22 protein-coding genes are annotated in these 22,471 nt (G+C 49.4%); 6 read left to right on the top strand and 16 right to left on the bottom strand.

The features are described 5' to 3' along the window. Positions 1-11 precede the first annotated feature (11 nt). From XMM312_RS02895 to XMM312_RS02910, 4 genes are read left to right on the top strand one after another with little or no spacing between them, the layout of a single operon-like run. Positions 12-779, top strand: a complete 768-nt coding sequence (locus tag XMM312_RS02895) for a 3-hydroxyacyl-CoA dehydrogenase (RefSeq protein ID WP_173481222.1) — start codon at positions 12-14, stop codon at positions 777-779. 24 nt (positions 780-803) lie between these two features. Then, entirely contained in the window at positions 804-2,576 is a 1,773-nt protein-coding gene (locus XMM312_RS02900; RefSeq protein WP_173488673.1) for an acyl-CoA dehydrogenase, read from the top strand. Positions 2,577-2,608: 32 nt separating this feature from the next. Continuing rightward, positions 2,609-4,459, top strand: a complete 1,851-nt coding sequence (locus XMM312_RS02905) for a feruloyl-CoA synthase (RefSeq protein ID WP_173488674.1) — start codon at positions 2,609-2,611, stop codon at positions 4,457-4,459. Between the two features lie 11 nt (positions 4,460-4,470). Further along, positions 4,471-5,349, top strand: coding sequence for an amidohydrolase family protein (locus XMM312_RS02910; RefSeq protein WP_173481225.1), 879 nt, complete (start codon positions 4,471-4,473; stop codon positions 5,347-5,349). A gap of 69 nt (positions 5,350-5,418) precedes the next feature. Here XMM312_RS02910 and XMM312_RS11645 read toward each other — a convergent pair whose 3' ends face one another. From XMM312_RS11645 to XMM312_RS02925, 3 genes are all read right to left on the bottom strand, one after another. Beyond that, a complete protein-coding gene (locus XMM312_RS11645) occupies positions 5,419-7,527 on the bottom strand; it encodes a PAS domain-containing sensor histidine kinase (protein ID WP_173488675.1) in 2,109 nt (702 codons plus the stop codon). A 56-nt stretch (positions 7,528-7,583) separates the two neighbouring features. Continuing rightward, positions 7,584-8,186: a hypothetical protein gene (locus XMM312_RS02920; RefSeq protein ID WP_173488676.1), complete on the bottom strand. Its 603-nt coding sequence runs from the start codon at positions 8,184-8,186 to the stop codon at positions 7,584-7,586. Between the two features lie 150 nt (positions 8,187-8,336). Next, positions 8,337-9,503, bottom strand: coding sequence for an MFS transporter (locus XMM312_RS02925; protein ID WP_173488677.1), 1,167 nt, complete (start codon positions 9,501-9,503; stop codon positions 8,337-8,339). Positions 9,504-9,591: 88 nt separating this feature from the next. On the opposite strand from XMM312_RS02925, the gene XMM312_RS02930 reads away from it, so the two are divergent. Both XMM312_RS02930 and XMM312_RS02935 read left to right on the top strand, forming a co-directional pair. Beyond that, on the top strand, positions 9,592-10,023 hold the full coding sequence (locus tag XMM312_RS02930) for a thioesterase family protein (RefSeq protein WP_173488678.1): 432 nt from the start codon (positions 9,592-9,594) through the stop codon (positions 10,021-10,023). Positions 10,024-10,025: 2 nt separating this feature from the next. After that, positions 10,026-10,625, top strand: a complete 600-nt coding sequence (locus XMM312_RS02935; RefSeq protein WP_173483038.1) for a glutathione S-transferase family protein — start codon at positions 10,026-10,028, stop codon at positions 10,623-10,625. A gap of 128 nt (positions 10,626-10,753) precedes the next feature. Here the strand turns inward: XMM312_RS02935 and dnaB are convergent, their stop codons facing one another. From dnaB to XMM312_RS03000, 13 genes are all read right to left on the bottom strand, one after another. Continuing rightward, entirely contained in the window at positions 10,754-13,621 is a 2,868-nt protein-coding gene (gene dnaB, locus XMM312_RS02940; protein ID WP_173488679.1) for a replicative DNA helicase, read from the bottom strand. Positions 13,622-13,723: 102 nt separating this feature from the next. Beyond that, the gene (rplI, locus tag XMM312_RS02945) at positions 13,724-14,170 is read right to left on the bottom strand and encodes a 50S ribosomal protein L9 (protein WP_173481231.1); all 447 of its coding nucleotides are present in this window, start codon (positions 14,168-14,170) and stop codon (positions 13,724-13,726) included. A gap of 87 nt (positions 14,171-14,257) precedes the next feature. Then, positions 14,258-14,488 (bottom strand): 30S ribosomal protein S18, encoded by a 231-nt coding sequence (gene rpsR, locus XMM312_RS02950; protein ID WP_173481232.1) that lies wholly within the window; start codon positions 14,486-14,488, stop codon positions 14,258-14,260. Between the two features lie 20 nt (positions 14,489-14,508). Further along, positions 14,509-14,916: a 30S ribosomal protein S6 gene (gene rpsF / locus XMM312_RS02955; RefSeq protein WP_173481233.1), complete on the bottom strand. Its 408-nt coding sequence runs from the start codon at positions 14,914-14,916 to the stop codon at positions 14,509-14,511. Positions 14,917-15,060: 144 nt separating this feature from the next. After that, positions 15,061-15,465, bottom strand: a complete 405-nt coding sequence (locus XMM312_RS02960) for an OsmC family protein (RefSeq protein ID WP_173488680.1) — start codon at positions 15,463-15,465, stop codon at positions 15,061-15,063. Positions 15,466-15,477: 12 nt separating this feature from the next. Beyond that, complete coding sequence (gene trpC, locus XMM312_RS02965; protein WP_173488681.1) at positions 15,478-16,287, bottom strand: indole-3-glycerol phosphate synthase TrpC; 810 nt, start codon at positions 16,285-16,287, stop codon at positions 15,478-15,480. Further along, positions 16,287-17,312, bottom strand: a complete 1,026-nt coding sequence (gene trpD, locus XMM312_RS02970) for an anthranilate phosphoribosyltransferase (protein ID WP_173481236.1) — start codon at positions 17,310-17,312, stop codon at positions 16,287-16,289. Before trpD ends, trpC begins: the two co-directional genes overlap by 1 nt. Before the next feature lie 140 nt (positions 17,313-17,452). Next, positions 17,453-18,439 carry an AEC family transporter gene (locus XMM312_RS02975; RefSeq protein WP_173481237.1) on the bottom strand — a complete coding sequence of 329 codons (987 nt, stop codon included), beginning with the start codon at positions 18,437-18,439 and terminating at the stop codon, positions 17,453-17,455. 38 nt (positions 18,440-18,477) lie between these two features. Then, entirely contained in the window at positions 18,478-19,158 is a 681-nt protein-coding gene (locus XMM312_RS02980; protein ID WP_173488682.1) for a phosphoglycolate phosphatase, read from the bottom strand. Next, positions 19,155-19,826 (bottom strand): ribulose-phosphate 3-epimerase, encoded by a 672-nt coding sequence (gene rpe / locus XMM312_RS02985; protein ID WP_173481239.1) that lies wholly within the window; start codon positions 19,824-19,826, stop codon positions 19,155-19,157. The genes XMM312_RS02980 and rpe overlap by 4 nt, the downstream gene beginning before the upstream one ends. Positions 19,827-19,917: 91 nt before the next feature. Next, positions 19,918-20,724, bottom strand: a complete 807-nt coding sequence (gene djlA / locus XMM312_RS02990) for a co-chaperone DjlA (protein ID WP_173488683.1) — start codon at positions 20,722-20,724, stop codon at positions 19,918-19,920. Further along, a complete protein-coding gene (gene murU, locus XMM312_RS02995) occupies positions 20,724-21,401 on the bottom strand; it encodes an N-acetylmuramate alpha-1-phosphate uridylyltransferase MurU (protein ID WP_217363877.1) in 678 nt (225 codons plus the stop codon). The genes djlA and murU overlap by 1 nt, the downstream gene beginning before the upstream one ends. A gap of 5 nt (positions 21,402-21,406) precedes the next feature. Continuing rightward, entirely contained in the window at positions 21,407-22,429 is a 1,023-nt protein-coding gene (locus XMM312_RS03000; RefSeq protein ID WP_173488685.1) for an aminoglycoside phosphotransferase family protein, read from the bottom strand. Positions 22,430-22,471 lie beyond the last annotated feature (42 nt).

Below are 22,471 nucleotides of genomic sequence, written 5' to 3' on the forward strand. Positions count from 1 at the left end.
CGGAGTTCACTATGCAGATTGCAGATAAACTATTTCTAGTGACTGGCGCTGGCTCAGGCCTTGGTGAAGCAGTGGCACGTCGTCTAAGTGCGATGGGTGGCAAGGTATGTATCGCAGATATCAATGAAGCAGGCGGCAACCGTGTTGCAGCCGATTTGGGCGACTCGGCGATCTTTTGTAAAACTGACGTCTCTGATGAAGCTTCTGTAAGCGCGTGTATTGAAGCAGCAACAGCTAAGTTTGGTGCACTCTCAGGGGTTGTTCACTGTGCTGGTGTTGGCGGTGCTAAACGTCTGGTTGGCCGTGATGGCCCACACGACCTTGCGAGCTTCCAGCGCATTGTAAACATCAACCTAGTCGGTACATTCAACATTGCACGTTTGGCTGCGAACGTCATGCAGAACAACGAACCAGGTGATTCTGGCGAGCGCGGTGTGATTGTCAACACGGCATCGGTTGCTGCATTTGATGGTCAGATTGGTCAGGCGGCTTACTCTGCATCTAAAGCCGGTGTAGCAGCAATGACACTACCACTAGCGCGTGAACTAGCGAAACTTGGCATCCGCATCATGACGGTTGCTCCAGGTCTATTCCGCACACCGCTGATGGACGAACTACCTGAAGAGGTTCAGGCAGCGCTTGGGGCATCTGTACCTTTCCCTTCACGTCTTGGTAATCCAGATGAGTTTGCAATGCTTGCACAGCAGATCATCGAAAACCAGATGTTAAACGGTGAAGTGATCCGCCTTGATGGTGCGATCCGCATGGCCGCCAAATAATCATTAAGCAGAGGTAAGTTAACGATGAGTGACTATCAAGCTCCGCTAAAAGAGATGCAGTTTTTGGTTCAGAACGCTGTTGAAAATACCGGTCTGAACGCCAATGAAGCTTTGGCTGATTTCGATGCCGATACTGTGGCAGCCATTCTAGAAGCGGCCAGTGAACTGGCTGGAAAATCGCTTTCGCCAATGAATGCTGTGGGTGACAACGAAGGTTGTCGCTTTGAAGATGGCAAAGTCTTCACACCTACCGGTTGGAAAGAGGCGTTCGATCAGTTCGCAGCAGACGGCTGGATGGGCCTAGCCCTACCTATGGATTTCGGTGGTCAGGAGCTGCCTAAATTCATCGCGCAGCCTGTTAACGAGATGTGGCATAGCGCTAACCTTTCGTTTGTCATGTTCCACGCAGTCATTCAGGGCTGTAGTGAAATCCTAATGAAGTTCGGCACGGAAGAGCAGAAAGCGCGTTACATCGAGAAGTTCATCACCGGCGAATGGACTGCTGCCATGGCTTTAACTGAGCCTAGCGCTGGTACTGACTTGGGTGAGCTCAAAACCAAAGCGATTCCTCAGGATAACGGCCAATACCTAATTAAAGGTCAAAAGATCTACATCACCTACGGTGAGCACGACATGACTGAGAACAAGGTTCACTTTGTTCTAGCTCGCACACCGGATGCTCCTGAAGGTAGCCGTGGCATCTCTCTATTTGCTGTACCCACTTACCGTATTAATGACGATGGTTCACTGGGTGAATTTAACGACGTTGTCTGTACCGGCATCGAACACAAAACCGGTCTACACGGTAGCCCGACCTGTTCAATGAGCTACGGTGACAAGGACAACTGTTTCGGCGAATTAGTCGGTCCAGAGAACAAAGGCTTGATGGCAATGTTCATTCTGATGAACGAAGCTCGCCTATCTGTCGGTGTACAGGGTGTAGCTCTTTCTCAAATCGCATATCAGCAGGCGTGTGAATATGCACTTGAACGTCCACAGGGTCGTCACTTTGCTAATGGTGAGCGTCGCGTAGCCATCGCACAGCACCCCGATGTTGCGCGTATGCTAATGACCATGAAGTCATTTGCGACTGGTCAGCGCGCGTTAGGTTACCTAATCGCAGCACTGTTTGATCAATCAGAACACGCAACGGACGAAGCTGAAAAAGCTGCAGCAGAGTCGCGTATTGCACTACTCACTCCAATCTTTAAAGCCTTCGCGACCGAACAGGCCAACCTAATGACCGGTACCGGCATTCAGGTATTTGGCGGCATGGGCTTTGTTGAAGAGACGGGCGTTGCACAGTTTATGCGTGATGCTCGCATCACGACCATTTACGAAGGTACTACCGGTGTTCAAGGTAGCGACTTGCTGTTCCGTAAGATTCGTATGGATAAGGGTGTAGCACTGACTCAGTTACTTGAAGAGATCGATGCTGTCGCTAATGAGCTCACTGCAAACACGGATCTTGCCAAACTGGGCCAGGACCTTACCGCAGCAACCGCAGCCGTTCGTGACACCCTCCCTGCCCTGCTGGCTGAAGAGGCTGATCTACTGCAACTGAATGCTGGCGCAGTCCCAATGCTGGATGCACTGGGCTTCTTACTGACAGCATGGCAACTTGGCGAGATTGCATTGAAAGCAACTGCTGAACAGAGCAACGATCCAGAGTTCTTTGGCAACATGATCGCGCTAGCCAAGTTCTACAATGCGCACCAGTTACCTCAGGTGTATGCAAAAGTGGCTAACTTCAATTCCGCAGCTGACGGAATTGCGGACTACAAATTTGATGCTTAACGCTTAGATGCATTAGGCATCAGGAGATAAAAATGACTGCAGAATTTCATTCAGTAAATATCAACGACTTCGGCGTGACGATTGAGAACGCTGCCGAAGGCGTGCAATACGTCACCAGTGCAGAGCCATTGGCTGACTACCCAGTTAAGCTAACCGATAAACTGGTTCACTGGGCTAAAGAGACCCCAGACACTGTACTGATCAGCCAGCGCGGTGAAAATGGTGAGTGGGAATCACTCACCTTCGCACAGACACTTGAGCGTGTACGTTCAATTGCCAGCTGGATGCTGTCGCAAAACCTGAGCAACGATCGCCCAGTGGTTATCCTGTCAGGCAACTCGACAGAACACCTATTGGTTGCTCTAGCGTCGATGTACATCGGTGTACCTTTCTCACCCATCTCGACTGCATATTCGTTAATCTCGAGCGACTACGGCAAACTGCGTCACGTCTTTGACACACTGACACCGGGTCTTATCTTTACCGATAACCTAGGTCCTTACCGTGATGCAATTGATGCTGTTAACAGCGATAAAGCACCGGTACTGACCTGTTCAGCAGACCACGCAACGGATGGCTTAAGCTATGATGTGACCCACCTTGACGTGGCGCTCAATTGCGAAGCTTCAGCAGAAGCTGACGCAACACACGCCGCTCTAACTGGTGATGCGATCGCAAAGTTCTTATGGACTTCCGGTTCAACCGGCATGCCAAAAGCGGTGATCAACACTCAGCAGATGATCTGTGCAAACCAAGAGATGGTGCGTTCGGTCTACGCATTCCTGAAAGATGAGAAGCCCGTTATTCTTGATTGGCTACCATGGAACCACACCTTTGGTGGTAACCAGAACATCGGAATGGCGATCTACAACGGTGGTACCTTCTACATTGATGAAGGTAAACCGGTACCGAAGATGATTCACCACACTATGGAGAATCTAAAAGAGATCTCACCAACCATCTACTTCAACGTGCCTAAGGGTTACGAGTTGATGGCGAAAGAGCTAAAAGCGAATCCTGACATCGCTAAATCGCTGTTCAAAAACTTGAAGATGTTCTTTTTCGCCGGTGCTGGCCTGGCTCAGCACGTCTGGGATCAACTTGACGAGCTTTCGGTTGAACACACCGGTAAGAAGGTTCCAATGGTAACCGGCCTTGGCGCCACTGAGACGGCACCGTCTGTCCTGTTCGCATCCGTTGAAGAGTCCGCTTCAGGCGTTGTTGGCAGCCCAGCACCAGGCATTACACTTAAACTGCTTCCAAACGGTGACAAGACTGAGATTCGCGTTAAAGCGGTCACCATCACCCCTGGATACTGGCGCAACGAAGAGCAGACTAAGAAAGCATTCGATGAAGAGGGCTTCTACTGTCTAGGCGATGCGGTTAAATGGATCGACGCGAACGAACCTAACCGTGGCCTTCTGTTTGATGGCCGTGTCTCTGAAGACTTTAAACTCGATACCGGTACTTGGGTCAGCGTAGGCACACTGCGTGCTTCACTGATCCACCACTTCGCACCTTACGTGCAAGATGCGGTAATTTGTGGTCGTGACCGTGGTTACATTGCAGCGATGATCTTCCCAGACTGGGCTCACCTTCAGGCGCTGGTTCCTGGTGGCAAAGAGATGGACAACGAAACATTGGTTGCTCAACCTCACGTTAAAGAGGTGATGGCTGAACGTCTTGAGCAGATGGCGGGCACCAGTACCGGTAGTTCAACACGTGTTAAACGCATCACAGTACTGTCTGAACTGCCATCGATTGATGGTAACGAGATCACTGATAAAGGCTCAATCAACCAGCGCGCTGTCATGGCTCGCCGTGCTGATATAATGGAATCACTATACGTTGAGTCACCCGATGACCACGTGATCTCACTTTAAGGGGATAGAGAATGATTAATCTAGACGAAATCATCGCCATCGACTTCCACACACACGCGGAAGAGCCCTGCTCTTGTGATCGTGATGATGGCTACTTTGAGTTCCAAGAAGCCTTTGCGAAGTACTTCAAGAACCCCGCTGGCCACAACATGATGCCATCACCCGATGAGACAGCGGCTTACTTCCGTGAGCGCAAGATCGCATCGGTTATCTTCCCAGTAGACGCAGAACGCAACACCGGCTTTAAGCGTTACGAAAACGAAGAGGTAGCACGCATCTGTGCTGAGAATGATGACATCCTCATCCCGTTCGCCTCTATTGACCCAGCTAAGGGCCGCTTAGGTGCTCGTGAAGCGCGCCGCCTTGTACGTGAGTTTGGTGTGAAAGGCTTTAAGTTCCACCCAACCATGCAGGGCTTCTACCCGAACGATCGCTCAGCGTACGTTCTATACGAAGCGATTGCTGAAGAGGGTGCTATCGCCCTATTCCACACCGGCCAGACCGGTGTGGGTGCGGGTGCACCTGGTGGCATGAACATGCGTCTTAAGTACTCACAGCCGATCTACCTTGACGATGTTGCTGCAGACTTCCCAGACATGACCATCGTTATGGCACACCCAGCCTTCCCATGGCAGGAAGAGCAGCTGTCAGTACTGACACACAAGCCAAACGTCTACATGGATCTATCTGGTTGGTCTCCGAAGTACTTCTCACCAATCCTGCTGCAGTACATGAACAGTATGCTTAAGAAGAAGATGCTGTTTGGTTCTGACTGGCCTGTCATCACACCTGATCGCTGGATTGCTGACTTCGAAAAACTCGACGTTAAAGAGGAGGTAAAACCTCTGATCATGAAAGAGAACGCTGCACGCATTCTCGGTTTGAAATAACCTTTCAAACTGACAAAAACGGGCCTCTAGGGCCCGTTTTTTATTGTCTGAACTCACTTACTGCACTGCTTATTTGTCATACTCAATCAAGAAGGCTTGGAGTTTAGCCAGTTCGATCGGTTTAGAGATCACGATATCAGCGCCGGCCTCTAACATAAGATCGGTCTCTGCGCCGATGGTGGCTGCCGTCAGACCGACAATGGGGCCAGTATAGCCTCTCTCACGCAGCCCTTTCACTAGACCGTAGCCATCCAGTTCCGGCATAAAGATATCAGACAACACCAGATCAAAAGCACCCTCGGCATAGGCGTCTAGGGCCTGTTGGCCATCGCTGTTAACAACCACACTAGCGCCCTGCTTTTTCAACATCTTGGCGGTTAGCATCTGGATGACGTTATTATCCTCTGCCATCAAGACTCGCTTACCCTCCAGTGGATTATCGATCGGCACTGGAGTTTCACTAGTCTGTTTGGATAGATTGACCACTAACTCGATCACAAATTCAGCGCCGCCCTGTTCAGAGGTTTCATAATGAAGATCCCCGCCCATCAAAGCCACTATCTCTTTGCAGACAAACAGACCCAAGCCAGTTCCCTCTGCGTTAGTGTCACCGCGTTGATATGCCTCAAACAGAGTATCTATTTTAGAGTCAGAAATACCCTTACCGTTATCTGAGATTCGAATCGTCAACGCCTTGGTGTGATCCCCTTTTAATTCGCTACTGGCATGGAGGTGAACCTTATCCCCACCCGAGTGAATGATGGCGTTTTTAATGAGGTTCGCGGTGACCTGTCTGAGTAACGAAGACTGAATATGAACTGTGTCACTGGTTAAACTCGTTAAGTTCGCGGTAAGTTCGACACCCGATCGCTCTGCAAGACCCGACAGGTTTGCAACCTGAGCCGTGAGAATTTCATCTATCACAACATCTTTAAATGCGGCTTGCGCCATACGTTCCGGCTGAGCCACTGCACGCAAAGTATCGATTACACCCAACAGATGCTCAATATTGCTTCCGACAAGCGCATTATCCAGCGTCTCTCCCTCTTCAAGATCATCCAGCATCATCTGCAGACTGGCCGCTGGGGTGCGCAATTCATGGCCGATTACGGCGTACATCTGCTTTTGCCGCTCTTGTTCGGCAAGTAATTTTTGTGAAGCTGATACCGCTTTTTCCTTAGCCTTGTGCTCTTCGGTAACATCGATTGATGTACCAAAGGCAAATAACTTATCGTCTTTTAATAGGGTTGTTGCCGTTACTTTCACAATAATAGGATCGGAGTTTACCGGTTGATAAGTGTGAATAAACGACGTCACCGCCCCGATACCAGCCTCGATAGCATGCTGAACATTTGCATTAAACCCTGCTCGCTCTTCTTCAGGTATTTTAGACAGAACCTGATCCATCCCAACCGTATCAGCTTCAGACAGCCCTTCGCGCGCCATTAAAACTTTGTTACCCGTCATCGTTCCAGACTCTAGATCAACCTCAAAGAAACCGAAATTCCCACTTTCAGCTATAAGTTCCAACAACTGGTTTTTCTGTTGCGCTGATTTCTGTGAATTTATTTCATCGGTTATATCCAAAGATAAGCCAAGGAATGAAACTCGACCATTGAGCTCTCGCCTGATTCGAGTCACACGGTAGTAATGCAGATCGCCATTAGCTAAGTAAAAAGGGTGCACAAAAGATTGCAGTTCACCCTTGTTAGAATGAGCCAAATCCTCTCTGGGTTTGATAAAAGCTTGTCTAATATCTTCCGTCTGATGAGCGTAAAAGAGCTCTATTGAACGCTCCTCATCTGAGTCATCAATACCCAATCGCTTAGCGACTTCAGAATTACATGTAAAGGTTAGAGTTCCAGGGAAGAACTCAATCAAACCAACTCCACCAGCATTTGAAATAAGATTGATTTGGTCGGTTAAGTCTTCGGCCTCTTTGGCGAGCTGAACCTCTTCAGTGATATCAATTGAAACACCGACAAATAGCTTTTCACCCTCACGTTCTATGGACTGACCGACCAATTTAAAATTACACAACACTCCACTTGGCTGGATACGCATACCGTGTACAAAATTGGTATGAGTGCCTACCGGACCTTTGACTAGTTTATCAACCGCTTCACTAATAGCTGCCAGACTCTTCTCTGGAAAGCAGTGCGTATAGTCGCTAAACACTATCGGGGCATCAGACTTCGACAGACCGAATCGAGATGCATTGACGGCATCCCCTTTTAAAAGCCCAGTTTCCAGACCGTATTCAAAAAAAGCGATGTCAGCCTCAGATGAGACCGCCTTTTGTCGAGCCCTCTCCTCTTATAAAATTTATAAGAAGCTCTATGGTGACTTAACAGTTCAAACAACACCTCAAGCCCAATGATCGTCAACCCGGTAAAGGTGACGAACTGAAGCAGCACTCGAACCACGGACAGATCAAAGATAAAAACGGCAGCAGCGCCTACCGAGGCATTCATTACGGCTAAGAGAGCAAAGACCGCCAAACGAGGAAGCAACAGACACATCAACAGTGTGATGATCAGGCTGTAGGTATAACCTACCGTTGGGTTTGAATAACGAAGCGTTGCCACTGCACCCGCTATAAAGATAACCAGGATCGAAATCATCAGTCGGTGCTGATAACGCAGTGGAATAGAACGCAGCGACGCGATGATCAAACAGATGAACAAGACACCCTGGACCATAACTGGCCCGAACGCACCATCATTAGCGATAGCGCCCCACAGGCTCAGCACGAGTGCTGGCAGCGATAGCAACACCATTAAAAAGGCGACTTTAATCGCTAACTTGTCATAAATCGTTTTTGAAGCACTGTTCATATAGCAACCAACTTTTAACTATTTTGCGTTGCAAATTGCAAATACATAGAGAGAATTTGCAAAATAACACCGCTCATTCGAAACAGATGGGGCTAAAACAGCTCAATAAAGCCCTAAATAAAGTTAAGCAATTTTCAGGCCAACTTATCCTCAACTAGAACGCTTTTGATTAAACAGCATCAAACCAAGCACCAACGCAACAATCGGGAAGATCACCAGATTAAGTACCTGCCAACTGGTCGAGTTGAGTAGCAAACCGGACATAAACGAGCCGACCGCTACAATGGAGAAGATCAAAAAGTCGTTTAAACCTTGGGCAACGCTCTTATCCTCTTCCGGAACACTCTGTGCCACCAAAGCCGTCGCACCAATGAAGCCAAAGTTCCAACCGATACCCAACAGAATCAGCGATCCCCAGAAGTGAGTCAGTTCCAAGCCAAACAGCGCGATCAATCCAGAGAGCGCAATGAGTAGAAGTCCTATGGCTGTGATACGCGCTTTGCCATACTTAGCCATTAATTTCCCGGTAAAGAAGCTCGGCGCGAACATCGCCAATACGTGCCACTGAATACCCAGCGCCGCTTGATGCACCTCGTGACCGTGCGAGACCATGGCGATCGGTGCGGCCGTCATGACAAAGGCCATTAGGCCATAGGAGACCACACCGGCAGCAACCGCTGTCAGATAGGCGGGACGTTTAAGCAGCGCCAGCGCTTCCAGCTTTGAGCCACCCGACTTCACTTTAGAAGTGGACTCTACCGGTTTTAACTGTGTCAACAGCACAATGGCCAACACACCCAACACGGACATCGACAGGAAGCTACCGGCATATTGCGCCTCTAGTGCGCCTTCAGTCCAGACAACGACCTGTGGACCAATAATCGCAGCCGCTAGACCACCAATCATAACGCGTGATATCGCCTTACCCTGCTCTTCACTCGCCACCCCTTCGGTAATGGCAAACCGGTAGCTCTGTACATGCGCCGCGTAGAAACCCGCCAAGAAGGTGCCGCTACAGAACCAGATAAACGACTGATTGATGATCGACGCCCCCGCGACAATACCCGCAAACACGCAGACCATGGCGGCAAACAGATAAGCGGCTTTTCGACCGAACTGACGCATCATAAAGGCCGCCGGCAAAGTACTAAGCGCAACCCCTAAATTGAACAGAAACACCGGCATGGTGATCAGGTCTTGCGGTGCATTAAGAGAGAGGCTGACCAGACCGCCCAACGAGATGATGATTGGCGGAGTCGACGCCCCTAGTGCTTGCGCAACGGGGTAGAGTTTTACATTGGTTGAAGCAGAAGACATAAGATTTCCTTAAAAGCACTAGTGCTGTGTGCGATAACAGGCTAAGTTCTCATATAGGGATTAGTGTTACAAGAAGGATTTACAGCCCATGGCACGTATAAAAATTGATATGCCCGATAACTACCTATTTTCAACGGTAATGGATGTTCGTATCAGCGATATCAACTACGGCAACCACCTAGGTAATGACTCGGTTCTAAGTTTTGTACACGAAGCGCGTACCCGTTTTTTCAGACAGTATGGCTACACCGAGATGGATGTAGAGGGATTAGGCATCATCATGACCGACAGCGCCATCGTCTATAAGGCAGAAGGCTTCCATGGAGACCAAATCCAGATCGACATCACGGTCGGAGACTTCAACAAGTATGGCTGCGATATTTTCTATCTAATGACCAACAAAGCGACCGCCGTCGAGATAGCGCACGTTAAGACAGGTATTGTCTTCTTTGATTATGACGCACGCAAAGTGGTGACGTTGCCAGAGCAGTTCCGTGCCAACCTGATGAAAGAGGCTTAGCCATGCAGTTAATGCTCTCACATACCTCGCCCTATGCACGGGCGGTGCGCATCGCGATCATGCTTAAAGGGCTAGACTCAGAGTGCAGCATGGTTTGGGTTGATCCCGCATCAAACACTCCTGAACTGGTTCAGGCCAACCCCAGTGTCAAAGTCCCCACGCTGATTCTGGATGATGGCACTACCCTGACCGAAACCCTGCTGATCATGCAGTACTTGGAGCGCCGCGCACCCAACCCTCCGCTTTTTCCCAATGCTCAAGCCATTCAAGAGATGTCGCTGGCAGGCAGAGCCATCGGTTTACTCGATGCAACCGTCTGGATGATGCTCTTTAACAAATCACTGGCGACTGACGAGAACCGTAACAGCGTACTACCTACTCGTCGCTTACGAGCCATTGAACGCCTGTTAGATGAGCTCGCTGAACACCCGCCAAGAGTCGTTGGAGCCACGCCTGGAATGGGCCAGATACTATTACTGTGTGCGCTTGAATACTTAGAGTTTCGCTTTCCAGAAATGAACGCGACCGAAAGAGCGAAACTGGTAGAGTGGTGTAAGCCGTTAAAAGCATCTGAGCCGTTTCATCTGACCGAGTTTTATTGACGGTGTCAGCGAGCTCCCAAGGTCTTGGTGACTGGCTTCAGCCTGTCATCCGCTCACTACAAACAGTGAATCTCTAGAAAAGGCTGCAACAGCAGATGACAGGCTAAAGCCAGTCACTTTCCTGCTGTTTACTCATCCGGTGGATATTCGTAGCTGTGTGCCAGGTTCTCGAAACGGGTGTACTTACCGATAAAGGCCAATCGGGTGGTACCAATCGGGCCATTACGCTGCTTACCAATGATGATCTCAGCAACGCCTTTCTCGGGCGAATCTTCGTTGTAAACCTCATCACGGTAGATGAACATGATGACGTCAGCATCCTGCTCGATCGCACCTGATTCACGAAGGTCGGAGTTCACTGGGCGTTTATTTGGGCGCTGCTCAAGGGAACGGTTAAGCTGCGACAATGCGACCACCGGACAGTTCATCTCTTTGGCTAGCGCTTTCAACGAGCGGGAGATCTCTGAGATTTCGGCGGTACGCCCTTCACTCTTACCGGTCTTAATCTGCATCAACTGAAGGTAGTCGACCATGATCATGCCGATCTCACCATGCTCACGCACAATACGACGGGCACGGGTTCGCATCTCGTTGGGGCTGATACCCGGCTGATCATCAATATACAAGGGTTTGTTCTTCAGCATGTTGACGGCCGCAGTCAGCTTTGGCCAATCATCATCTTCCAACTGACCGTTACGTACACGCGTCTGGTTGATACGACCAAGCGATGACAACATACGTGTCATCAACTGAGCGGCAGGCATCTCGAGGCTGAAGACTAGAACCGGTTTATCGTCCCCCATCAGGGCGTTTTCCACCAGGTTCATAGCGAAGGTGGTGTTATGGACACAAATATCTTCAGCGACAAAGTTGTGTAGTTCAGGGACGGTTAAATCATAAACCTGATCATTTCCAACATAATCGATCGAAACTATCTCATCCCAATATAGATCAGAACTAGAGAGACTCATCAGATAGCTATCATCAAAGAGCTCTGCATAAAAACGAGCTTTTTGGCGACTTAACGAACGCTTACTTACACCCTGTAAATGTGGATTAAATCCATTCGGACACTCTAACCCTTTCTGTGCAAATAGATCTGGCCAGCTCTGCTCGCCTTTCAGTTCAAGGATATAGTCGTTGACTGAATCCGGCAGTGCATCTCGGTTTGTGTGAGATCTTTTTAATGACAACTCAGCTTTGGCTTTTGCAAGACGATCCTCTTTACCAATCATTCCTATCTGAGTGATAAAGGTTTCTATCGATTCGCGCGAAATCAGCTCAACTTCGAACTGGTCACGCTTGTGGTGCGTCTTAGTTCTTAGCTTGGCAACTATTCCAAAACGCAAAAGCAAATGTTGGATATCACTCGCTAGGGATTCACTGGCACTGCTGTAACTAATCCGAATCTGCCCAGTTGAACTGAATGAGACTCCACCATCACATGCAAAAATACGATTTAGGAAGAGCTTCAAATGACTTTTTGGCAAGCTAAAAACTGCTTCTGGAATAACCTTTTCATGCGCTAAACAACCCCAAACACCCTGCTCTTTCAAGAACACTGTCACCGGGTTAATTAACGTTGAACTAGACTCATAAACCTCATGAGTCTCCTGTTGAAATTCGCTTCCAAAAAAATCACAAAGGGACTGGTAACCTAATGGATTTGGCACAGAAACGGCATTACGCCAGGCACTAATTGTCGACGGCTGGAGTGATAATCTATTGGCTAACGCCTTACCTGAGAGTCCAAACCTTTGCATCGCGTTTTCTAAATATGCTGCAAATCTAACTCTCATTAGATTGGTATTTTCAGAGCGCCCAGAAACACGGTAGCTTGGCGCACGATGATCGTAACTCGTACGAGTCACCTTAACCGAATTAAACTGTTCAACGGCCTGTTTAAAGTCAGCAACAATGGTTTTATTTACATTAGTAAAGATGGGGTTAGTTTGCGTGGTACCGCCATCGCTTAAGAAATAAGCCAGTGCTTTAACTTGATACTCTGGCAAGGGTGTCGAGCCAAAAATTGGCAGCACCCTTGGCACACCAATTTTTTCACCAGTGGAAATATCGGCTAGTTTCTTCCACCCTTTACCCGTTAAAAATGGGTGAGTTAACGTTGTTTTAATCGATCGACCGAGTGCGGTTTTGACTTCAAATACAGGTTTAACGCCATCATCCACAAACTGTGAAGCACGGGCTTCCACTAACTTAAACTGATCATTAACTGCAGTAACTGAACCATATTGTTCGGCAACCATCTCATCGATCGTTAATCGTGAACCCGTTTTAGGATCGACTAATCGTGAACCTGAAACAATACATTTACCCATCGATGGCCTTGCGGCGACGATGATCAGATCTGACGGCTGGAGACCACCGGTGCGTTCGTTCAGGTCGTCAAAGCCAGTGGTTAGACCGGTCAGTGCATCGCCATTACTGAACAGCTCATCAATACGTTCAACGGCCGCTTTAAGCAGTGGGTTAACCGATTGAGGGCCACTCTGGTTGGGACGGTTCTCTGCAATCTGAAAGATCTTAGATTCCGCCTCATTCAACACCTCATCGGCCGAACGACCATCAGGGAAGAAGGAGGAGTCTGAGATCTCTGTTGAGACCGAAATCATCTGACGCAGCAAGGCACGATCGCGAACGATCTCTGAGTAGGCTCGAATGTTGGATGTACTTGGCGTGTTGCGCGCAAGATCAACTAGATACTCTAGCCCGCCAGCACGTTCCAGCTCGCCGGTACGGTCCAGCTCTTCAGAAAGCGTCACCACATCGATTGGACGACCTTGATCGATCAACTTCTGCATGGTGCGGAACATCATGCGATGCCCACCGGTGTAGAAGTGCTGTTCCAGACAGACTTCCGACACAACGTCCCATGCGTTGTTGTCCAACATCAAGCCACCCAGCACCGACTGTTCCGCCTCTATCGAGTGAGGGGGTACTTTGGCCTGTGTGAGATCGTCGTCTTGGAAATCGAGCATGGTCTAATTACTGCAGAAATAAAATGATTAGAGCAAGTAACTATACCTGTTTAGGCATAAAAAAACCGCGCCGAAGCGCGGTTTTTTTAAGAAAGCGTCTGATTACTCAGCAGCGATCTTAAGGTTCACTGTAGCAGATACTTCTGCGTGTAGTTGAACAACGATTTCGTATTCGCCAATGTTACGTAGAACACCGTTTGGAAGACGAACTTCGCTCTTCTCTACTTCAGCACCAGCCGCAGTGATCGCTTCTGCGATGTCACGTGCGCCGATAGAGCCGAACAGTTTACCTTCATCACCAGCAGTAGCTGTGATAGTTACTTCTTTGCCTTCTAGAGCTTCACCGCGTGCAGTCGCAGCAGCAAGTGCTTCAGCAGCAGCCGCTTCTAGTTCAGCACGACGCTCTTCGAAGCGTGCAACGTTGGCAGCAGTTGCAGAAACTGCTTTACCTTGTGGGATCAGGTAGTTACGACCAAAGCCAGCTTTAACGTTAACTTTATCGCCTAGTGCACCTAGTTTACCGATCTTCTCGAGGAGGATAACTTCCATCTCTCAAACCTCATTTAGGCTGCAGGTATACCTGCAGTAAAAAATTAAACAATCACCCAAAGATAGCTATAGAGCTATCAATCACTATTAACGGTCGTGACCGTCAGTGTATGGAAGAAGTGCTACGTAGCGAGCGCGCTTGATAGCAGTAGCTAGCTGACGCTGGTACTTAGCTTTAGTACCAGTGATACGGCTAGGTACGATCTTGCCAGTTTCAGTGATGTAACCTTTTAGGACGTCTAGATCTTTGTAATCGATCTCAGTAACGCCTTCTGCAGTGAAACGACAGAACTTACGACGACGGAAAAAACGTGCCATCTGAATATCTCCTACTTAAATTATTCTTCAGAAGCTGCTGCTGGAGCAGTTTCTTCAGTTTTAGCTGGCGCTGGACGCTCTTCGCGACGAGGCTTACGCTCTTCACGTGCTTCAGCAGCTTTGATTGGAGATGGCTCTGTGATCGCTTCTTTAGTGCGAATAACCATGTTACGTAGCACAGCATCGTTGTAGCGGAACAAGTTTTCTAGCTCGTCCATTACAGCTTGAGTAGCTTCGATATTCATAAGAACGTAGTGTGCTTTGTGTACATTGTTAATTGAGTAAGCCAATTGACGACGACCCCAGTCTTCTAGACGGTGGATCTTGCCGTTATCGCCTTCGATCAGAGTCGTGTAACGCTCGATCATTGCAGGCACTTGCTCGCTCTGGTTCGGGTGAACCATGAACAGTACTTCGTAGTGACGCATTGTAGCTCCTTACGGTTTATTAGCCTTTGGATCGTCAGTGACCGGCCCCTTTACAGCCGATCTTTCCAAAAGCAAGGAGGTTGATATAAAAAAGGACGCGTGATCATACTGATCTGCGCGCCCTTTTGCAAGTCCAGTGCGGGATTATACGTCGTTGATCTCCACGCTGTGAGTAATCTCGACTCCACCGCCTTCCAACATCTTAGAGACTGAACAGTACTGCTCTGCCGATAAACGAGCCGCGCGCTCAACCGCGGCCGGTTTAAGATTGTGGCCAGTGACCTTAAAGGTCAGATGGATCTTAGTGAAGACAGCAGGCACAGCGTCTGCTCGCTCAGCATCAATGGAGGCAACACAGCTCACCACATCTTGGCGCGCTTTTTTCAGAATGCTCATGACATCAACACTGGCACAGCCACCTAAGCCAACCAGGATGTATTCCATTGGACGCGGCCCAGTCTCTAAATCACGATCAATATGTGCTTCAAACTTAGAGTCGGTAATCGCTTTAAAACGCTCTTTCCCTTCCCAGCTCACTTCAACGTGCATAATAAAATCCTTTTATTTAAACAGCTCAGCCAGACGTTCACCCGGCACGTCGGCACGCATAAATGCCTCACCCACCAAGAAGGAGTTAACCTGATGCTGACGCATTAGCGCCACATCGTCGGGCCCTAAAATACCACTCTCGGTGACTACAATACGATCATCAGGAATGTCCGCCAACAGCTGTATGGTGGCATCTAAGCTAACGTCAAAGGTGTGCAAGTTACGGTTATTAATACCCACTAGGGTGTTGCCCAGCGGCAGAGAACGGAGCAGCTCGTCACGATCGTGCACTTCGATTAGCACATCCATACCCAGCGATATAGCTAGGTCGTTGAGCTCTTTCATTTTGGCATCATCCAGCGCCGAGACGATCAGCAGTATACAATCCGCACCCATGGCACGCGCTTCATAGACCTGGTACTCATCGACAATAAAGTCTTTGCGAATGACCGGTAGCGAACAGGCTGCACGAGCCTGCTGTAGGTACTCAGTAGCCCCCTGAAAGAAATCAACATCGGTCAATACCGACAGACAACTTGCACCGCCGACGGCATAAGATTGCGCGATATCAGCTGGGTGGAACTGTTCACGTAGCACCCCTTTACTGGGGCTCGCTTTTTTAATCTCAGCAATGACGGCCGAGCGACCTTCTGCCAATGCATTTCGCATCGATTTCACGAAACCGCGCGGATCAGTGGCACCGCCTCGGTTCGCTTCAATTTGAGCTTTCAGATCAGTGATAGAGACCTGCTCTGAACGCTCGGCAATCTCTTCAAATTTACGATCAATAATTCGGGTTAGTACCGTTGGGATATTTGACATTAGGCTTCCTTAAACGCCTGACTGAAACGAGCCAGCTCTTCCATTTTCGCTAACGCCGCACCGGATGCGATCGTCTCGACCGCCAACTGGACACCCGCTTTAAGTGATTCAACCTTGTCTGCCGCGTAGAGTGCAGCACCCGCATTCAGCGCTACCATATCGGCTGCTTTAGGGTTGGCACCACTCATCGCTGCTCGAATCAGAGCAAGACTTTCGTTCGCATCAGCCACCTGCAAACCTTCTAAGGTTTGCGCCTCTAAACCGGCGCTTTCAGCGGTAATTTCATACTCAGTCACTTCACCGTTTTTCAGCTCTGCCACCTGCGTTGTGGTCGCAAGCGAGATCTCATCCAGACCATCATTAGAGTGAACGACCAAAGCGTGCACGGCACCCAAGCTGCGCAAAGCTTCAGCCATAGGACGACATAGAGACTCATCAAACACACCCATGAGGTAGTGTTTGGCACCCGCTGGGTTGGTCAGAGGACCCAAAACATTAAACAGCGTGCGCATCGCCAACTCACGACGAGGACCGATGGCATGCTTCATCGCACTGTGATGCTGAGGCGCAAACATAAAGCCGACTCCCACCTCATCAATACAGCGAGCCACCTGCTCTGGATTCAGCGCCAAGTGAATCCCCGCCGCCTCAAGAAGATCTGCAGCACCTGATTTTGAAGAGACCGAACGATTACCATGCTTTGCTACAGTACCGCCCGCAGCTGCGACAACAAACGAGGTCGCAGAAGAGACATTAAACAGGTTTGAACCATCACCGCCTGTACCGACAATATCCACCGCTTGAGGGTCTGTGACGCTCACCGGCACTGCTAGAGAGCGCATAACATCGGCTGCTGCGGTAATCTCTTCTACCGTTTCGCCTTTAATGCGAAGCGCTGTTAGAAAAGCACCAATCTGTGCGTCGGTCGCCTCACCTGTCATGATCTGGCGCATAGCCGCGGTCATCTCATCACGCGATAGGTGATGCCCCGCAACAACTAAGGCTAATGCCTCTTTAATATCCATGGTATTTCCTTTCTTCGTGCTCGCAGCGCACGCGCAACTGTTATAACAATCACTGTTATCTTTTGGTGATGCTGTACGATGCCCAATCCCAATCGGGTTCGCAACCTCTTTAGAAGAAAATCCTTAGCCTTTAGGCGATCCTAGACCAATTGCATTAAATGCAGAGCGAAGTAGAGCCAAGGAACCACCAACGCCATCGAAAGCGTCGAGACAATCCAATTTGAGTTAGCCAGATCAACATCCAAATCGTAATAGGCGCTGGCCACCACTGAGTTGACCGCAGGGGGCATGGAGCTCAATATCAACACGACGCCGAGCGCCAAGCCACCGGCGTATTCGCCCAATCCAACCAACCAGGCCATAGAGAGGGTCAACAGCGGTACCAGAGTGACGCGGGTAATGGCCACTTGCAGTGAATATTTGGCGTAGCGCGCGATACTGGTCACTTTCAATCCCAAGCCGACCGACACCAGCATACTGAAGGTCCCGATCGGAATGACCCAATCATTCGCACTGTCTAGAAATAGAGGGCGGTCTATTCCGCTGAGGTTAAACAGAAACCCAAGGCTAAACGCCGTTAAAATGGCGATAAGAAATGGCTGCTTAATCACCTTAATGAGTCGCTGAAAACGAGTCAGCCCCTCACTCCCTTTACCTGAAACCCACTGCGCGACCGGATACCCCACCAGAAAATAGAAGATCTCTTCGAACAGGCGATAGAGGGTAACCAATGCAAAACCTGCTTCACCCAAAAAGAGGTAGACCACCAAGGAGCCCATGGCACCAATGTTGGTGAAGCTGGTGGTTAAGCCCATCACAGCGCGACCGGGACGATCCTGTTTATTCAATAGCCCTAAGCCATACCCCAACAGACCGCCGACTATCAAAGCAAATAGGCAGATCAAAGGCAGTGCCAGCAGAGTCGTATCGGTAAACTCGAGCACCCAGATCGCTAATAGAAAGGCGATGGGTATCATCACCATGATACCTAAATCACGCGTCACACGACTGAGTGTTGTTAACGCAAAAGGGAGCCTAATAAGAGACGCTTCAACGACTCTGCGCAGCAGGTAGCCACTGCCCAGACCAGCAAAAATAATGAACAGCGAAAAGGAGAGCTTATCCATAAAGCGCTAACCATCAATCCTTGAAAGTTAATAGCCAATTAGTGGTGAAAAGAGTCCAGTGACTCGACTACTTGATCTGGGTTGCACTCTTCAATAGGGAGCCCATGATTGTATCCGTAAGGCACTGCCAGAGCGGCTACGCCGGCAGCATGAGCGGCATTAATGTCATTGGAAGAGTCACCCACCATGAGCGATTCGTCGGCATTCACACCCGCTTTAACCATGATATCCAGTAACTGATCAGGTTCGGGCTTACGTTTAGGTAGCGAGTCGCCACCGCTCACAAAATCAAACAGATGAGCAATACCCACCCCTTCAATTAATGGTGTTGTGAACTGCATAGGCTTATTAGTAACAACCGCCAGCTTAATGCCTTTTTGACTCCAACGCGCTAGCGCCTCTTTAACCCCAGGGTAGGTACAAGCCGTCACGCCATTAGACGCTTCGTAGTAGTGAAGAAACAACTGATAGGCGTGCTGATACTCCTGCGTATTTTGAAGATCAGCTGGATAGTCCATTGCATCCGACAGCGCCCTAGCGACCAGCGCATGCGCACCATTACCAACCCAGGTTCGAATTTTGGCATCACCCGCCTCGGGTTTACCAACAGCTTTCAACATCTGATCAACCGCGACGGTAAGATCTGGAACGGAATCGACTAGAGTTCCATCCAGATCTAACATGATGAGCTTGGGCGCTTGATCGGCAAAGAGTCTCATCGCGTGGTAGCTAGCTCCGCTCGCATTGTGTCGATGGTTGCTTTGTAGTCATCGGTATTGAAGATCGCAGAGCCTGCAACGAACGTATCGGCACCCGCTTTAGCGATCTCTGCAATATTACTGGTCGTTACACCACCGTCTATCTCCAGTCGGATATCCAAACCAGACTCATCAATACGACGACGTGCTTCGCGCAATTTATCCAGCGTTCCTGGAATGAACTTCTGACCACCAAAACCCGGGTTCACCGACATTAGAAGAATCATGTCGACTTTATCCATCACATGATCAAGGTAGTGCAGCGGCGTTGCTGGGTTGAACACCAGACCTGACTTACAACCCCCGTCACGCACCATCTGCAGTGAGCGATCGATATGCTCAGACGCTTCAGGGTGGAAGGTGATGTAGCTGGCGCCAGCATCAATGAAGTCACCGATCAGACGATCGACAGGTTTAACCATCAGATGCACATCAATTGGCGCTTGAATGCCATGGTTAACCAGTGCCTTACAGACCATTGGTCCGATGGTTAGGTTAGGAACGTAGTGATTGTCCATCACATCGAAGTGGACAATATCGGCGCCTGCTTCCAATACGTTTTCAACCTCTTCACCTAAGCGAGCAAAATCCGCTGACAATATCGAAGGGGCAATCAAAAAATCTTTCATGGGTCTAACCTAGCTGTTTAATTGGGTTCATTTTAAGTCAGTGCTAAAAGAGACAACAGAAAGAAAAACTGAAGACTCTTTTAATGGGCCGTTAACTGGCTTTGCGGACCTCTCGAATCAGGTCATAGGCCGCCTGGATCTCTTGCGCCTTCTCTTTAGCCAGCTGCATCATCTCTTCTGGCAAACCTTTTGAGACCAGCTTATCGGGGTGGTGCTGACTCATCAGCTTACGCCAAGCCCGTTTTACCTGTGCATCGGTGGCACTGGCATCGACACCGAGTACACCATAGGCCTCATCGATACGCTGCTGAGTCGGTGCACCGCCCTGCCAATGCTGATGAAAGCTGCTTTGTGCCTGCATTCGACGAATCAGAGCATCAATGGCATCGCGCTTAAGACCCAGTCGCTGACAGATATCGACAATCACCAAACGCTCGGCATCGCTGATTTCACCATCGGCAAAAGCCGCTGCCATCTGCAATTCAAAAAAGATCATGCGCAGGTCATTACGATGTCTAAAGACTGCAGCAAGTGGGCGCAACAGTGGATCCAGATCAAAGTCTGGGGACTTACCCTCGGTAAAGTACTCGATCGCCTCTCGACGCTTGGACTCATCGAGCTGCATTCGATCCATCACGGAGCGGGCGTATGCGATCTCATCTTCGGTCACCCGCCCATCCGCTTTTGCGATACGCCCCATGACAGCAAAGGTCGCTCGGAAGAAGATTAACTGTGGTGCCATCTGCTTGGCTGAACGAATGCCGCGCTCTAACTGAAAGCCTAAAAAACCACCAAAAATCAGACCCCAGATACCCCCGGTAAACAGGCCTACCAGTGCACCTAACACGACACCGGTACGGTATCGAAAAATTTGTTCGCCTATGGCTTGAGGATTCATCAATCCGCCTCTTTCAAAAAGGTTTCAACATCGGCAAGGCGATCCACCGTACCCACATCATTCCAATATCCGCCTAGCTTAGCACCGGCCACTTTAGACTGCTCTATCATTCTGCGTAAAAGCGGCGCTAATGCCGCTTTTTCGTTAAGAGCCAACGCATCAAACTGTGAAGGTCGTAACAGACTCACTCCAGCAAAGGTCAGCTTTTCATCGCCCTGAATTGAGATTCGCTGATCTGACAAGGCAAAGTCGCCATCAATGTGCCAGCTTGGATTATCAACTAACCAGAGTTTAGCCAGGTCGTCTGAATCCAGGGTTAAATCCAGATCTGAATACTCTTGGGAGAGATAGACATCCCCATTGACCAGAATAAACGGCTGATCTGAATCTTTTATTCTGAGCATAGGCAGTGCTTTACGAATACCACCTGCCGTCTCAAGAGGCTCCTGCTCGGCAGAATAACGCAGTGAGCAACCAAACTGCTCGCCACTGCCCAGTGTTTGCTCAATCTGCTCACCGAGCCAAGCGTGGTTGATGACAATATCAGTAATGCCGGCGCGAACTAGATTTTCAATCTGATAGACAATTAAAGGCTTACCCAAAGCCGGTATCAGAGGCTTAGGCGTTGTCAGTGTCAGCGGGCGCATTCGAGTTCCCAAGCCCGCCGCTAAAATCATAGCTTTCACAATTTCGGCCACTCTGGAGCGATATGCTGACCAAGCAGTTGGTGTTGGCACATGGCGGGTATCAGCCCTGATAGCGCCTCTTTTAGATCGGAGAATTCCGAATGGGCCGACGCAGCTCGATAGAGGTATTCGAAAGTCAATGGTATATCTTTAAGGTAGCCCGATTTCCCATCACGCAGGTAGAGTCTGGAGAAGATACCCAACACCTTGAGCTGGCGTTGCATCCCCATCAGATCGAACAGTTTTTTAAAACCTACTGAGTCTGGCAAAGAGAAACCGACATCCATCAACATGAGGCGGTAGTTTTCTACCCACTCAGCGACGACTGACTCTGGCCACTCAATGTAGCTATCACGTAACAGTGACACCAAGTCATAGGTGACAGGCCCGATCAACGCATCCTGAAAATCGATCACACCCAGTCCGCCATCGGCTAACGGCATCAGATTGCGCGAGTGATAGTCGCGATGCACACAAACTTGAGGTTGACTGAACGCCGACTCGATCAACTGCTGATAGGTCTTCTCTAGAAGGCTATCCCAGCCCTCTGTGATGCCAAGCATCTCACCTAAGAACCACTCTGGGAAAAGATTCATCTCACGTGTCAGCACGGCGGCATCATAATTGGGCAAGCCCTCAGCCGGCAGCATCTGAATACCCAACAGCGTCTCTAATGCCTGAAGATAGGGCGCATCACCTTCGGATTTCAGGCGATCTAAGAGCTGCTGATCAGCAAAATCCTCCAGCAGCATAAAGCCTAAAGCAAGATCATCAGCCACCACCTCAGGCACATGAATGCCTTTTTCAGACCACTCTTTAGCGATACGCACAAATGGCTCTGAATTCTCTTTCTCTGGTGGGGCATCCACAGCGATTAACTCTGCTGTAGGTGTCGACGCACGGAAGTATCGACGGAAACTGGCATCACCGCTGACAGGGGTAATCTCTAGCTGGTCGCGATCGGCATAGGGCCAAACCTGTCTAGCCCAGTTTTTTAATTGCGCTTGGCGCGAACCCATTTACGTTAACCTCTGGTACTGAAGAGCGGGAATCTTTATTAT

It is taken from the genome of Marinobacterium sp. xm-m-312, from assembly GCF_013283295.1.
Lineage (GTDB): Bacteria > Pseudomonadota > Gammaproteobacteria > Pseudomonadales > Balneatricaceae > Marinobacterium_E.

Bases quoted from the DNA above. Each gene is read 5' to 3' on its own strand.
- XMM312_RS02960 (WP_173488680.1), bottom strand. From the start codon at position 15,465: ATGCACGTTGAAGTGAGCTGGGAAGGGAAAGAGCGTTTTAAAGCGATT.
- XMM312_RS02975 (WP_173481237.1), bottom strand. From the start codon at position 18,439: ATGGATAAGCTCTCCTTTTCGCTGTTCATTATTTTTGCTGGTCTGGGC.
- XMM312_RS02930 (WP_173488678.1), top strand. From the start codon at position 9,592: ATGGCACGTATAAAAATTGATATGCCCGATAACTACCTATTTTCAACG.
- XMM312_RS02925 (WP_173488677.1), bottom strand. From the start codon at position 9,503: ATGTCTTCTGCTTCAACCAATGTAAAACTCTACCCCGTTGCGCAAGCA.
- rpsR (WP_173481232.1), bottom strand. From the start codon at position 14,488: ATGGCACGTTTTTTCCGTCGTCGTAAGTTCTGTCGTTTCACTGCAGAA.
- rpsF (WP_173481233.1), bottom strand. From the start codon at position 14,916: ATGCGTCACTACGAAGTACTGTTCATGGTTCACCCGAACCAGAGCGAG.
- XMM312_RS02920 (WP_173488676.1), bottom strand. From the start codon at position 8,186: ATGAACAGTGCTTCAAAAACGATTTATGACAAGTTAGCGATTAAAGTC.
- rpe (WP_173481239.1), bottom strand. From the start codon at position 19,826: ATGAAAGATTTTTTGATTGCCCCTTCGATATTGTCAGCGGATTTTGCT.
- XMM312_RS02900 (WP_173488673.1), top strand. From the start codon at position 804: ATGAGTGACTATCAAGCTCCGCTAAAAGAGATGCAGTTTTTGGTTCAG.
- XMM312_RS02980 (WP_173488682.1), bottom strand. From the start codon at position 19,158: ATGAGACTCTTTGCCGATCAAGCGCCCAAGCTCATCATGTTAGATCTG.
- XMM312_RS02905 (WP_173488674.1), top strand. From the start codon at position 2,609: ATGACTGCAGAATTTCATTCAGTAAATATCAACGACTTCGGCGTGACG.
- dnaB (WP_173488679.1), bottom strand. From the start codon at position 13,621: ATGCTCGATTTCCAAGACGACGATCTCACACAGGCCAAAGTACCCCCT.
- XMM312_RS03000 (WP_173488685.1), bottom strand. From the start codon at position 22,429: ATGGGTTCGCGCCAAGCGCAATTAAAAAACTGGGCTAGACAGGTTTGG.
- trpD (WP_173481236.1), bottom strand. From the start codon at position 17,312: ATGGATATTAAAGAGGCATTAGCCTTAGTTGTTGCGGGGCATCACCTA.
- XMM312_RS02895 (WP_173481222.1), top strand. From the start codon at position 12: ATGCAGATTGCAGATAAACTATTTCTAGTGACTGGCGCTGGCTCAGGC.
- XMM312_RS02910 (WP_173481225.1), top strand. From the start codon at position 4,471: ATGATTAATCTAGACGAAATCATCGCCATCGACTTCCACACACACGCG.
- trpC (WP_173488681.1), bottom strand. From the start codon at position 16,287: ATGTCAAATATCCCAACGGTACTAACCCGAATTATTGATCGTAAATTT.
- rplI (WP_173481231.1), bottom strand. From the start codon at position 14,170: ATGGAAGTTATCCTCCTCGAGAAGATCGGTAAACTAGGTGCACTAGGC.
- XMM312_RS02935 (WP_173483038.1), top strand. From the start codon at position 10,026: ATGCAGTTAATGCTCTCACATACCTCGCCCTATGCACGGGCGGTGCGC.
- djlA (WP_173488683.1), bottom strand. From the start codon at position 20,724: ATGAATCCTCAAGCCATAGGCGAACAAATTTTTCGATACCGTACCGGT.
- murU (WP_217363877.1), bottom strand. From the start codon at position 21,401: ATGATTTTAGCGGCGGGCTTGGGAACTCGAATGCGCCCGCTGACACTG.